This is a genomic window from Pseudomonas sp. FBCC-B1667 (assembly GCF_059133255.1).
Window position 1 is genome coordinate 645865 of the sequence record NZ_CP101437.1, and the last position, 12585, is coordinate 658449.

The 12585-nt window shown below is 60.6% G+C and carries 12 protein-coding genes; 8 read left to right on the plus strand and 4 right to left on the minus strand.

Going from position 1 to position 12585, the window contains the following annotated elements; all coding sequences use genetic code 11:
- Positions 1-15: 15 nt before the first annotated feature.
- The 4 genes from NL116_RS02785 (at position 16) to NL116_RS02800 (ending at position 4133) form a co-directional block, all read left to right on the plus strand.
- Positions 16-1113, plus strand: coding sequence for a polyamine ABC transporter substrate-binding protein (locus NL116_RS02785; protein WP_494375919.1), 1098 nt, complete (start codon positions 16-18; stop codon positions 1111-1113).
- A gap of 73 nt (positions 1114-1186) precedes the next feature.
- Complete coding sequence (locus NL116_RS02790) at positions 1187-2329, plus strand: ABC transporter ATP-binding protein (RefSeq protein WP_123434796.1); 1143 nt, start codon at positions 1187-1189, stop codon at positions 2327-2329.
- The gene (locus NL116_RS02795) at positions 2326-3246 is read left to right on the plus strand and encodes an ABC transporter permease subunit (protein ID WP_494375920.1); all 921 of its coding nucleotides are present in this window, start codon (positions 2326-2328) and stop codon (positions 3244-3246) included. Before NL116_RS02790 ends, NL116_RS02795 begins: the two co-directional genes overlap by 4 nt.
- Positions 3243-4133: an ABC transporter permease subunit gene (locus NL116_RS02800; RefSeq protein WP_494375921.1), complete on the plus strand. Its 891-nt coding sequence runs from the start codon at positions 3243-3245 to the stop codon at positions 4131-4133. The genes NL116_RS02795 and NL116_RS02800 overlap by 4 nt, the downstream gene beginning before the upstream one ends.
- Positions 4134-4275: 142 nt before the next feature.
- Here the strand turns inward: NL116_RS02800 and NL116_RS02805 are convergent, their stop codons facing one another.
- The gene (locus tag NL116_RS02805; protein WP_494375922.1) at positions 4276-4917 is read right to left on the minus strand and encodes an HD domain-containing protein; all 642 of its coding nucleotides are present in this window, start codon (positions 4915-4917) and stop codon (positions 4276-4278) included.
- Positions 4918-5258: 341 nt separating this feature from the next.
- On the opposite strand from NL116_RS02805, the gene NL116_RS02810 reads away from it, so the two are divergent.
- A complete protein-coding gene (locus NL116_RS02810; protein ID WP_494375923.1) occupies positions 5259-6224 on the plus strand; it encodes a GlxA family transcriptional regulator in 966 nt (321 codons plus the stop codon).
- Positions 6225-6336: 112 nt separating this feature from the next.
- Here NL116_RS02810 and NL116_RS02815 read toward each other — a convergent pair whose 3' ends face one another.
- On the minus strand, positions 6337-8748 hold the full coding sequence (locus NL116_RS02815; protein ID WP_494375924.1) for a penicillin acylase family protein: 2412 nt from the start codon (positions 8746-8748) through the stop codon (positions 6337-6339).
- 103 nt (positions 8749-8851) lie between these two features.
- A complete protein-coding gene (locus NL116_RS02820) occupies positions 8852-9430 on the minus strand; it encodes a DUF6436 domain-containing protein (protein WP_494375925.1) in 579 nt (192 codons plus the stop codon).
- A gap of 96 nt (positions 9431-9526) precedes the next feature.
- Here NL116_RS02820 and bipL point away from each other — a divergent pair, with 96 nt between their 5' ends.
- Positions 9527-10474: a phospholipase BipL gene (bipL, locus tag NL116_RS02825; protein WP_494375926.1), complete on the plus strand. Its 948-nt coding sequence runs from the start codon at positions 9527-9529 to the stop codon at positions 10472-10474.
- Positions 10475-10595: 121 nt separating this feature from the next.
- Here bipL and NL116_RS02830 read toward each other — a convergent pair whose 3' ends face one another.
- Positions 10596-11348, minus strand: a complete 753-nt coding sequence (locus tag NL116_RS02830; protein ID WP_494375927.1) for a DUF2059 domain-containing protein — start codon at positions 11346-11348, stop codon at positions 10596-10598.
- Positions 11349-11456: 108 nt separating this feature from the next.
- On the opposite strand from NL116_RS02830, the gene NL116_RS02835 reads away from it, so the two are divergent.
- Together NL116_RS02835 and NL116_RS02840 are read left to right on the plus strand one after the other, a co-directional pair.
- The gene (locus NL116_RS02835) at positions 11457-12089 is read left to right on the plus strand and encodes a 2OG-Fe(II) oxygenase (protein WP_494375928.1); all 633 of its coding nucleotides are present in this window, start codon (positions 11457-11459) and stop codon (positions 12087-12089) included.
- A 2-nt stretch (positions 12090-12091) separates the two neighbouring features.
- On the plus strand, positions 12092-12577 hold the full coding sequence (locus NL116_RS02840; RefSeq protein WP_494375929.1) for a 2-thiouracil desulfurase family protein: 486 nt from the start codon (positions 12092-12094) through the stop codon (positions 12575-12577).
- Positions 12578-12585: the final 8 nt, after the last annotated feature.

The following is a 12585-nucleotide window of genomic DNA, read 5'->3' on the forward strand; positions in this document are numbered from 1 at the left end:
TTAGAGGACCTCCACTTGCCTATTTTTTCTCTGTTTCGCCATGCCATGCTGGTGGGTGCCGGGCTGACGCTTGCCGTCAGTGTCCAGGCCGCCGGCACTGTGCATATTTATAACTGGTCGGACTACATCGGTCCGACGACCCTGGCGGACTTCCAGAAAGAGACCGGCATCAAACCGGTCTATGACGTCTTCGACTCCAACGAAACCCTGGAAGGCAAGTTGCTGGCCGGGCGTACCGGTTACGACGTGGTCGTGCCGTCCAACCACTTCCTTGGCAAGCAGATCAAGGCCGGTGCCTTCCAGAAGCTTGACCGCTCCAAACTGACGAACTACGGCAACCTCGACCCGGTGCTGCTCAAGCGCCTGGAGCAGAACGATCCGGGTAACCAGTACGCCGTGCCGTACCTGTGGGGCACCAACGGTATCGGTTACAACGTCGACAAGATCAAAGCCGTGCTGGGCGTCGACACGATCGATTCATGGAGCGTGCTGTTCGAGCCGGAGAACATCAAGAAGCTGCACAGCTGCGGCGTAGCGTTCCTCGACTCGGCCGATGAAATGATGCCGACCGTGCTCAACTACATGGGGCTGAACGCCAACAGCACTGATCCCAAGGATTACGAAAAGGCCACCGCCAAGTTACTCGCCGTGCGGCCATACGTGACTTACTTCCATTCCTCCAAATACATCTCGGATCTGGCCAACGGCGACATTTGTATCGCCATCGGTTTCTCCGGCGACATGTTCCAGGCCCGCAGCCGTGCGGAAGAAGCCAAGAAAGGCGTGAAGATCGTCTACACCATTCCCAAAGAAGGCGGCGCGCTCTGGTTCGACATGCTGGCGATTCCCAAGGATTCGGCCAACACCAAAGAGGCCCACGCGTTCATCAACTATTTGTTGAAACCGGAGGTCATCGCGCAGGTCAGTGATTCTGTTGGCTATGCGAATCCAAACCCTGCTTCGGACAAACTGATGGAACAGTCCATTCGCACCGACGAAGCGGTTTATCCACCGCAAGCCGTCCTCGACAAGACTTACGTGTCGGTCGAGCTACCGCCGAACATTCAACGTTTGATGACCCGCAGCTGGACCAGGGTCAAGACGGGTAAATAGCTTCAACGCTCAAACTATCCAAGGTTGGCTCACCTTGAGCGAACTGCACTCTTTTTTTCTGGGAGTTTCGTAAATGGCAGTTGCCTCCGGCGCCTATAAGAAAGCCCTCGAGGGCGACCAGTCACCTAAACAGGTGCTGGTCAAAATCGACCGGGTCACGAAGAAGTTCGACGAGACGATTGCCGTGGACGATGTGTCCCTGGAAATCAAGAAAGGCGAGATTTTCGCCCTGCTCGGCGGTTCGGGATCGGGCAAATCCACCTTGCTGCGCATGCTCGCAGGCTTCGAACGGCCCACGGAGGGGCGCATTTACCTCGATGGCGTCGACATCACCGAGATGCCGCCGTACGAGCGACCGATCAACATGATGTTCCAGTCGTACGCCTTGTTCCCGCACATGACCGTGGCGCAGAACATTGCCTTCGGCCTCAAGCAGGACAAAATCCCCGCTGCTGAAGTCGATGCCCGTGTCGCCGACATGCTCAAGCTGGTTCAGATGACCCAGTACGCCAAGCGCAAGCCGCATCAGTTGTCCGGTGGCCAGCGTCAGCGTGTGGCCCTGGCGCGTTCCCTGGCCAAGCGACCGAAGCTGTTGCTGCTCGACGAGCCGATGGGTGCACTGGATAAAAAACTGCGTTCGCAAATGCAGCTGGAGCTGGTCGAAATCATCGAACGCGTCGGCGTAACCTGCGTCATGGTGACCCACGACCAGGAAGAGGCCATGACCATGGCCGAGCGCATCGCGATCATGCACCTGGGCTGGATCGCCCAGATCGGCAGCCCGATCGACATCTACGAAACCCCGACCAGTCGTCTGGTCTGCGAATTCATCGGCAACGTCAACATCTTCGACGGTGAAGTGATCGATGACGCCGAAGGCCACGCCACCATCACCTGCAAGGACCTGGACCGCCAGATCTATGTGGGCCACGGCATCAGCACGTCGGTGCAGGACAAATCCGTGACCTACGCGATCCGTCCGGAAAAACTGCTGGTGACGCCGACCATGCCGACCTGCGAATACAACTGGTCCAGCGGCAAGGTGCACGACATCGCCTACCTTGGCGGTCACTCGGTGTTCTACGTCGAATTGCCGAGCGGCAAGATCGTCCAGTCGTTCGTCGCCAACGCCGAACGCCGCGGCCAGCGCCCAACCTGGGGTGACCAGGTTTACGTGTACTGGGAAGACGACAGCGGCGTGGTACTCCGCTCATGAACATGCGCAAATTCAAACGCCGCCTCAATCGAATAATTCCCGGTGGCCGTCAGCTGGTCATCGGGGTTCCGTTCATTTGGCTGTTCATGTTCTTCATGCTGCCGTTCTTCATCGTCTTGAAGATCAGTTTCGCCGAAGCCGACGTGGCCATTCCGCCGTACACCGAAATCTACAATTTCGTCGACCAGAAGCTGCAGGTGCTGCTCAACCTCGGCAACTACGCCATGCTGGCGGGCGACGAGTTGTACATCGCCGCTTACCTCGGCTCTTTGAAGATGGCGCTGCTCAGCACCACCCTTTGCCTGTTGATCGGTTACCCGATGGCCTATGCCATCGCCACGGCCCGTAAAGAGATGCAAACGGTGCTGGTGCTGCTGATCATGATGCCAACCTGGACCGCAATCCTGATCCGCGTTTACGCATGGATGGGCATCCTCAGCAACAACGGCCTGCTCAACGGTTTCCTGATGAGCATGGGCTGGATCAGCGAACCGCTGCAGATCCTCAACACCAACCTCGCGGTCTATATCGGTGTTGTTTACTCCTACCTGCCGTTCATGATCCTGCCGCTCTACGCCAACCTGGTGAAGCACGACCACAGTTTGCTGGAAGCCGCCTCGGACCTCGGTTCGAGCACCTTCAACAGCTTCTGGAAGATCACCATTCCACTGTCGAAAAACGGCATCGTCGCCGGCTGCATGCTGGTGTTCATTCCGGTGGTGGGCGAGTTCGTGATCCCGGAACTGCTTGGCGGTCCGGAAACCCTGATGATCGGTAAAGTGCTGTGGCAAGAGTTCTTCAACAACCGTGACTGGCCGGTGGCGTCTGCCTTGGCGGTGGTGATGCTGGCGATCCTGATTGTGCCGATCATCCTGTTCAACCGTAGTCAGGCCAAAGAAATGGAGGGCAAAGAATGAAGCGCTTCAATTTCTCGACGTTCATGCTGGTGTTCGGCCTGCTGTTCATCTACGCACCGATGCTGATCCTGGTGATCTACTCGTTCAACGCCTCGAAACTGGTGACGGTGTGGGGTGGCTGGTCGATCAAGTGGTACGTCGGCCTGCTCGACAACACCCAACTGATGGGCTCGGTGGTGCGCTCGCTGGAAATCGCCTGCTACACGGCGGTCGCTGCGGTGGCGCTGGGTACGCTGGCAGCTTTCGTGCTGACCCGTATCACCCACTTCAAGGGTCGCACGCTGTTCGGTGGCCTGGTGACGGCGCCGTTGGTGATGCCCGAAGTGATCACCGGTCTGTCGCTGTTGCTGCTGTTCGTGGCGATGGCGCAGATGATCGGTTGGCCACAGGAACGCGGGATCATCACCATCTGGATCGCGCACACGACGTTCTGTGCGGCGTATGTGGCGGTGGTGGTGTCGGCGCGCTTGCGTGAGCTGGACCTGTCTATCGAAGAAGCGGCCATGGACCTTGGTGCCCGGCCATGGAAAGTATTCTTCCTGATCACCATCCCGATGATCGCGCCATCACTGGCGGCGGGCGGCATGATGTCCTTTGCCCTGTCGCTGGATGACCTGGTGCTGGCGAGCTTCGTGTCGGGCCCGGGTTCCACGACCTTGCCGATGGAAGTGTTCTCGGCGGTGCGCCTGGGCGTGAAACCGGAGATCAACGCCGTGGCCAGTCTGATTCTGCTGGCGGTGTCGATCGTGACTTTCCTGGTCTGGTTCTTCAGCCGCCGTGCCGAAGAAAGCCGCAAACGCGCGATTCAGCAAGCCATCGAAGAAGGCGCTGCCGACTCCTGGAAACAACCGGACGTGCGCCGCGCCCCGGCGCCGGAAGCCGCTTAAACGCAATGCCGGGTTGACCACAAATGCGTGGCTAACCCCAACCCCCAGTGGGGGCGGGCTTGCTCGCGAAAGCGGTGTATCAGTCGACATCTGTATCGACTGACACGGCCTCTTCGCGAGCAAGCCCGCTCCCACAGTTGTTTCAGGACACCCAGGGGGATTTGCGGATGATCTCGACAAAGTTCATCGGCTTGAACCCCGCCTCGCTGTCTACCAGCACATCCGCATTCACCGTGCCGAACGTCGTGTCCGGCTTGTGCTTGAAGCCGTTGGCGAACGCACACAGGATGCACTCCTTGAACCCTTCACCCCGTGGATGCGCATGCACCACCGCCTCGCGCTGCACGGTGGAAAACGCCGCGTAGTCGATGCCCAGCACATCCATTTCAACGCCTGCGGTCACCAGCGCCACGTTCGGACGCAGGTGCTGCGGCACGCCCGGGGTGGTGTGCAGCGCAATCGACAACCAGACCTGCTCGACATCGTCATCGCTCAGCCCATAAGGCCTGAGGAACGCCTTGGCGGCATTGGCGCTGTCGACTTCAAAACGCTCGTCAGCGCTGCGATGACCCTCCACCAGACCGAGGTCATGGAACATCGCGCCGACGTACAACAGCTCCGGGTTGTAGGCCAGTTGCTTGCGTTCGCCGCTCAAGGCACCGAACAAAAACACCCGGCGCGAGTGGTGATACAGCAGGTCGGATTCGACGTCGCGGATGTATTCGGTGGTGGCCTTGGCCAATGCGCTGTCGGGGATCTTGATACCGGCAATGATGCTGCTCATGGTGATTTCCTCGTGGGGAACGCCGTGGCGGCGCTGATGGGTAAAGTCTGTGTCGCCCCCTGAAACCAAACAATCGATCCATGGCTGCGATCCTTGCCAATGAACCTGCATATCGCGCCAACCTCGCTTGTTGCGCGTGAATTGGCTAAGTTGGCCGGCAGTGAATGAGCTTTTGTGGCGAGGGAGCTGATGTGGCGAGGGGGCTTGCCTCCGTTGGAGTGCGTAGCGCTCCCAGCTTTTTTGGGTCGCTGCACAGCCCAACGGGGGCAAGCCCCCTCGCCACAACAGTCCCCCCGCCACAGGTCCGCACCACATTCGATATTTAGAGGGCGTCCGCTTTCATGAGCAAAACCGTCGCCATCGTGGTCTTCGCCGGCGTTCAATCCCTGGACGTCACCGGGCCCATGGATGTGTTCTCTGAAGCCAATCGTTTCCTCGAGCCACAAGACCACTATCGATTGGAGGTGATCGGCGTCGAGCGTGGGGTGATGCCGTGCTCCAACGGCCTGTCGCTCAATGCTCACCGACATTTCAGCGAGGCGCTTGAGGCGTATGACCTGCTGCTGGTGGCCGGTGGGCCGCAGTTGCCGTTCATGGATTTTGGTGGCGCGTTCGATGCCTGGTTGCGCGGTGCCTGCGCGCGGGCGCAGCGCTTTGGCTCGATCTGCAATGGCGCCTTCATTCTCGCCCGGGCCGGATTGCTGGAGGGGCGAACCGTGACGACTCACTGGGGCGATGCTGCTGCGCTGGCTCAGCTGTGTCCGTCGACCCAGGTCGAGGCGGATCGCCTGTACGTGCAGGACGGCGAGCTCTACACCTCGGCCGGGGTTACGGCGGGGATCGATTTGTCGTTGTATCTGCTGGCCATGGACCACGGACCGGAAGTCGCGCTGAATGTGGCCAAGCGTCTGGTGGTGTTCACCCAGCGCTCAGGCGGGCAATCGCAGTTCAGTCCGTTCCTCACGCCCCACGCCGAGCCGACCTCTGCCGTGGCACTGGTTCAGCTCTATGTGCTGGCCAACCTCACCGGTGACCTGGCCATCGCGGACCTGGCGAACGCGGCCAACATGAGCACCCGCAATTTCTCCCGGGTGTTTGCCAAGGAAGCCAAAATCACCCCGGCGGAATTCGTCGAGCGGGCGAGGGTGGATGCGGCGCGTGTGCTGTTGGAGAGCACGCATTCGCCGCTCAAGACCGTGGCCTACCAATGTGGATTTCGCGATGCCCAGCACATGCGTAGCGTGTTCAACCGCAGGTTGGGGGTAACGCCGCAGCAATTCAGGCAGAACTTTACTGCGATGGTTTGAAGGCCCCATCGCGAGCAAGCTCGCTCCCACAGTTGACCGAGTTGTCTGGACGGCCACGGTCTAATGTGGGAGCGAGCTTGCTCGCGATAGCGTCAGTCCAGACACCAAAAATCTAAGGCACTGCCCGCGCCGGCAAAAACTTCAAGGTACTGCGCGTATTGGCCGTGACCTCTTCGTCGTTGAAATGCGCTTCGTAGTACACCCCTTCGACATACGCCTCGGCCTGGTCATCGTAATGACTGTCGAACGGTACGCCGCTCTGGCCGACCGGGTTGATGGTCAGGCTGTGAGCCGGGTCGGCAAAATCCACCAGACGCCGCGTCGACGGGCCATAAGTCACCGGCCAGGGCGCCGGGCCGATTTTCGCCGAGAGGTTGTTCGGCACTTCGTGGGTGCCGGGTGCGTCGAACGGCCCGACGTTGAAGACCCGATCCAGCGGCTTCTGCACGCCCAGTGGATGGCCATGGGTCAGGGTATGCGCCTTGCCCCACTGCCACTGCGTCGAATCCGCGCCGAGGGTGGTCTTGAGGTGGGCAATGCTCGCTTGCCAGGCCACCTTGACCGTGTCAGCGCGGGTTTCCTTGCCGAGGGTGTTGCGGTTGTCCCACCACGGTGAATCAGGCGTGGCAGCCAGGCGCGGCAGTGCGGCATCGATCACGCGGGTCGAGAGCAAGGTTTCGAAAAAATCATTGCCCAATTCATCGTGCATCGTCGCGTCAGCGAGGTTGAACAGGAACTGATTGAACAGCGTAGCGCTGGTCGAATCCAGCGGGTAGTCGCCTTTCCACTGCACCAGTTGTTCCACCAGTTTCAGTTCGGCGGGATCGCTCACCACCTCACGCAGCACCGGCAACAACGGCGCCAACAGGCGCGGGCCGTAAGCGGTGGTGGTGCCCAATTGCAGCTTCTGACTGGCGTCGATATCCCATTTCACGTTTTTGTCGCTGAGTTGGCGATTAAGCTGCTGACCGCGATCAGCCAGGTTGTAATAACCGGGAATTTCCATGCCGGTCGGCGACAGCGGCTGGAAGTTGGCCGAGACAATGTAACCGCGCACCGGGTTCTCTTCCTGCGGGTTGGCGCTGAACGGATAGAAACCGTCCTTGTCCGGCTGATTGGTGCTGCCGTCGAGGATGAAACCGGGTTTCACCCCGGCCGCGCGCTTGGGCAGCAGCGCCGAAGCCCACCAGCCGATGTCGCCCTTGGCGTTGGCGTAGACGATGTTTAAACCCGGTGCCTGAACCTTGGCTGCAGCGGCGCGCGCCTTGGCCAGCGTGTCGGCGCGGTTGAGCTGATAGAAGCCATCGAGAATCGGGTTCGGTGTTTCAAGGAACGCCCACCACATCGCCACCGGCGTCTTGCCGGCCGCCGTGCCAAGCGCATCGTTGATGATCGGACCGTGGGGCGATTGACGCAGCGTCAGCTTGACCGCTTCTTGTCCCTTCACGACGATCTGTTGCTCGGTGGTGACCATGTCCACCCACTTGCCGCGATACCAGACCTGGTTCGGGTTGTCCGGGTTGGTTTTCTCGGCAATCAAGTCCAGATCGTCGTTCTGGAACATGGTCAGGCTCCAGCCGAAGTCCAGGTTGTTGCCGAGAAACGCAAACGGCACCAATGCCTGATGGTGGCCATACAGCTCAAAGCCCGGCGCCGAGAGTTGCGCCTCGTACCAGACCGCCGGGACCGAGAAGCGGATATGCGGGTCGCCGGCCAGCAGCGGTTTGCCGCTTTTGGTGTGGCTACCGGAAATGGCCCAGGCGTTGCTGCCCTCGAATTGCGGCAGGCCATTGTCGGCCAGTGCCTGTTCGCTCAGGCGGGCGAGGGCGTTCAGGTCTTTCCAGTCGCTGGTGGACAGCAGTGGCGCAGGCTTGGAATGCCCTTGGGCCAGGACGCCTTTGGGCTGCCAGTCGAGGTCGAAGATGTTCAGGTAGTCGGCGCCCAACTGATCGCGCACGAACGTCAGCAACGGTTCGGTGCGAAACGCCGCGGCAAAGCTGTACGCCATGTAGCCGGCGACGCTGATGCTGTCTTGCGCCGTGAACGGGCGTTTGTGGATGCCCAACACATCGAACTCGACAGGCGCTGCGTGCGTGTCCTGATATTGATTGATGCCGTCCAGATAGGCTTCCAGGGCCTTCCAGGCCGGCGATTGCCGATCCAGCGCGGCGACATAGCTGTCAGCCCGTTCGCGGATGCGCAGGCTGCGGAACAGTTTGTCGGTGTCGATCAGTTTCGGGCCGAGGATCTCGGCCAGCTCACCACGGGCCAGGCGGCGCATGGCCTCCATCTGGAACAAGCGGTCCTGAGCCTGCACATAGCCGAGGGTGCGGTAGAGGTCGGCTTCGTTTTCCGCGCGGATATGCGGCACGCCGCGCTCGTCGTAGCGCACGCTCACCGAACCTTGCAGGCGTTGCAACTCCACCTGGCCCTGGCGCGTCGGCTGCTTGCTGTACACATATCCGCCGACCCCGATGGCGAGCACGACAACCAGCAAGGCCAGTACGGTCAAGACGCGTTTCATGGTGACTCCTTGTTCTTTTTGGATTGCCGCCCGTGTGGGCTGCCAACATGTAGCACAGACCTCCTGTGCCGGGCATCGCGGTCCTGCAAAAGTCTGGTATGCCTTACTTCACTTCGATCGGCCAAGGGCAGTAACAACCGATGGCCAGCGTATGCGTTGCGTTCACCGTGCGACCTTCGTTCAGGGCTTGCAGGATGGGTTCGATAAAGCTGTTGTTCGAATTGCAGGTCACGCCCTCGCTGTACGGGCCGAAATACGCCAGTTTGCCGTTGCGATCCCAGATCGCCACGGCCGGGCTGGCGGGAATCTGGTCGGAACCGGGCAGCACGGTGAGGGTTTTCAGGCTGCTCAATGTGGTGGGTAGCTGGCCGTGGCTGCCGGGTTTTTGCACGGCATAAAACTCGACGCCCTGGGGCACATAGCGTTCGACCAGCTCACTCAGGTGTTGCTGATTGCCGACGTTGCACGGGCAGGCCGGGTCCCAGAAGTGCACCAGGCGGATGGCGCCGGGGCCGGCGAGGTCGTCGGGCAAGCGCAAAGGGTCGCCGGAAAATACGGCAGTGTGTTCGCTGAACGCCCGCAAGTAGCGCCCTTGAAACCAGTCATACGCGGCCCACAGGACCCCGGCACACACAAGGGCGAGCAGGCTGGCAAGCAGCGTGGGGCGGTAGAACGGGCGCATGAGTTTCATCCTGGAAGGCGGGCTAGCTTGCCATGCTTGCTGCGACAGATGAATATCGCAGGCTTATTAAGTTCGTTTAACGCTCTGGAATCCTTCATGTCAGCGACGTTTGCCCCCGATCATTTGCGCGCCAGCCTGCGGCCACTGGCCGAAGGACAGGCGCTGTCGAGCGAGGCGATGGCGTATCAGCATTTTTACGGGCTGGATTTTCCGGGGCGTACATTGCGTAGCGGGCTGGGGCGTTTTGAAATCGATGGCTATCAATTGGTCAGCCAGTTCTGGTGGCCGGAACGGGCGAAGGCGACGTTGTTCCTGTTCCACGGTTTCTACGATCACGCCGGGCTCTACCGCCATGTGATTGAGTGGGCGCTGGATCAGGGGTTCGCCGTGATCGCCTGCGATCTGCCGGGGCATGGTCTGTCCAGCGGCGAGCGGGCGAGCATCAAGGAGTTCGCCGAGTATCAGGACACGCTGCAAGGGTTGTTCGCCGAGGCGTTGTCCATTGATTTGCCTCAGCCCTGGCACTTGTGCGGGCAGAGCACGGGCGGGGCGATCGTGATCGATCATGTGCTCAACCACGGCGCAGACAGTCCGGCGCAAGGCCAGGTGATCCTGTTGTCACCCCTGGTTCGGCCGCGTGCCTGGGGCTGGTCAAAGCTCAGCTATTACCTGCTCAAACCGTTCGTCAAAGCCATCGCCCGGCGCTTCAGCGAGAACTCCAACGACCCTGATTTCCTGCCGTTCCTGCAGGCCGATCCGTTGCAGCCGCTGCGTTTGCCAACGGCGTGGGTCGGGGCGTTGTCGCGCTGGATCAAGCGAATCGAAGCAGCACCGAACAGCCTGCGTCGGCCGCTGATCGTGCAGGGGCAGGCGGACATGACGGTGGATTGGGAGCATAACCTTGAGGTGTTGAAGGCCAAGTTCGATCGGCCTCAGGTGTTGATGTTGCCCGAGGCGCGGCATCATCTGGCGAATGAGACGTTGGTGATGCGGGAGGAGTATTTCGGGTTTTTGAGCAAGCGGATTAAAGGCCGGAATTTGTAGCGACAGTCATGGCCCCTTCGCGAGCAAGCCCGCTCCCACACTTGACCGCACTCCCCTGAGCGAACTCGGTTAAATGTGGGAGCGGGCTTGCTCGCGAAGGCGATTTCCCTGGCGCCGAAAATTACTGGGCGAGATTCGAAGTACTTTGCCCCACCGCCAACCCCGCCCGAATCGCCGCCAGCGCAGCCTGGTAATAAGCCCGGCCCTCGGTGGACTCGGCAAACGTGGCGAACTCTTCCAGTTCGTTATCCGACAGGTCGCGATAGACATACAGCAGCGTGTTGTTCAGGTCACTGCCGATCTGGTCCATCAAACGCTGACGCTGACCGTTCAACATCCCTTGCGCCTGTCCACCACCGAGTAACCCGGGGATCATCGAACTCAGGCTGTCCGCCGCGACACCGGCAATCGCCAGGCTGACCTCGGCACCCGCCTCGCGAGCAGGCAGCGCCTGGGCCAGGTGGCCGATAATCAATTGACGGCTGTCGCTGGCCTGCATCTTCGGCAGGCCCTTGGCGTTTTTCGCCAGTTGGTCGCGACGGGTGGCCAGCAACTCGGCGGCCACGACTTTTTTGCCCAGGGGCGATTGGAAGAAGGTCAGTGCCGGTTTTGGATCGGCCAGGCTCTTGCGCAATTGTGCTTCGGCGCGCTGATCGACCGACTGCGGAGCAAAACGCTGATTGCTGTTGTTGACCAGCGCCTGAAACACCGCCGGTGGCAGGCTGCTCTCGTAGCGCTGTTGTGCGGCCGTCAGCGCGTCGTTGAAATGCGCGCGTTGATCTGGCCAACCGGCGACCTTGTACAACTGGTCGTGGCCGTCTGCCCAAGCGGGCAAAACACAGAGCATCAACAATGAAAAAAGCAACCGGCGCATAGGGACTCCTGTCAGCAGGCGACTATTCTCCGTGTGGCATCCGTACTTGTCGAGAATTCGTATCAACCCGCTGCGTGGCTCTGTCGGATTTTCAGGCACAGGAATACTATGCGCGGCATGCAAATACCCTCTGATCACCCGCTGCTGTTACGTATCGTTGACGACCTGGCTGCAAACGGCTGGTCGCAACAGAACATTTTCCTGCCTGAGGATCTGACCCGGGCGCTGGCGGCTGAGTGCCGTAAACGTGCCGCCGAGGGTGAACTGGCCCCTGCTGCAGTGGGCCGAGGGCCGTCATCGGAGGTTCGCGAGGGGATTCGCGGCGACCATATCCAATGGATCGATCCCGGCCAGGCCGAGGCGTGCGACGGCTATCTGGCATTGATGGACAGCCTGCGCGAAGCAATGAACCGCGATTTGTTTCTGGGCCTGGAGGATTTCGAAAGCCATTTCGCGCTGTACCCGCCCGGCGCTTTTTACCTCAGGCACGTCGACCGTTTCCGCGATGACGACCGGCGCATGGTCTCGGCGGTGGTGTACCTCAATGAAGGTTGGCTACCCGAGCACGGCGGACAGTTGCGCCTGTATCTGGAGGAAGACCGGGCCTACGATGTGGAACCTGTCGGCGGATGCCTAGTGGTGTTTCTGTCGGGCGAAGTCCCCCACGAAGTCCTGCCCGCGACCCGGGATCGCCTGTCATTGACCGGCTGGTTCCGACGTCGGGGCAACGAGCCATTCTGATCATGCAAAAAATCCTGGTAAGCCGCTGCCTGCTGGGCCACCGCGTACGTTACGACGGCGGGGCGAGCGGGCCATTCGATCAGCTTCAGCAGTGGCTGGACGAAGGCCGGGTCATCCCGTTGTGCCCTGAAGTGGCTGGTGGCTTGCCGACACCCAGGGCCGCCGCGGAAATTCCCGGCGGGCAGGGCGCTGACGTGCTGGAGGGGCACGCCAGCGTAATCACCACCGAGGGTGAGGATGTCAGTGCCGAGTTTTTGTCGGGGGCTTATCAGGCCCTGGAACTGGTGCAAAAGCACGGCATCCGCATTGCCGTGCTCAAGGCCAATAGTCCGTCTTGCGGGAATTTGCTGACGTATGACGGAAGCTTCAATGGCGTGAAGGTGGCGGGCGAAGGCGTGACGGCGGCGTTGCTCAAGCGTAATGGCGTGCAGGTTTTCAGTGAGCTTGAGTTAGCGGAGGCGGCTGCAGTACTGAGTTCTCTCGACTGACACCAACC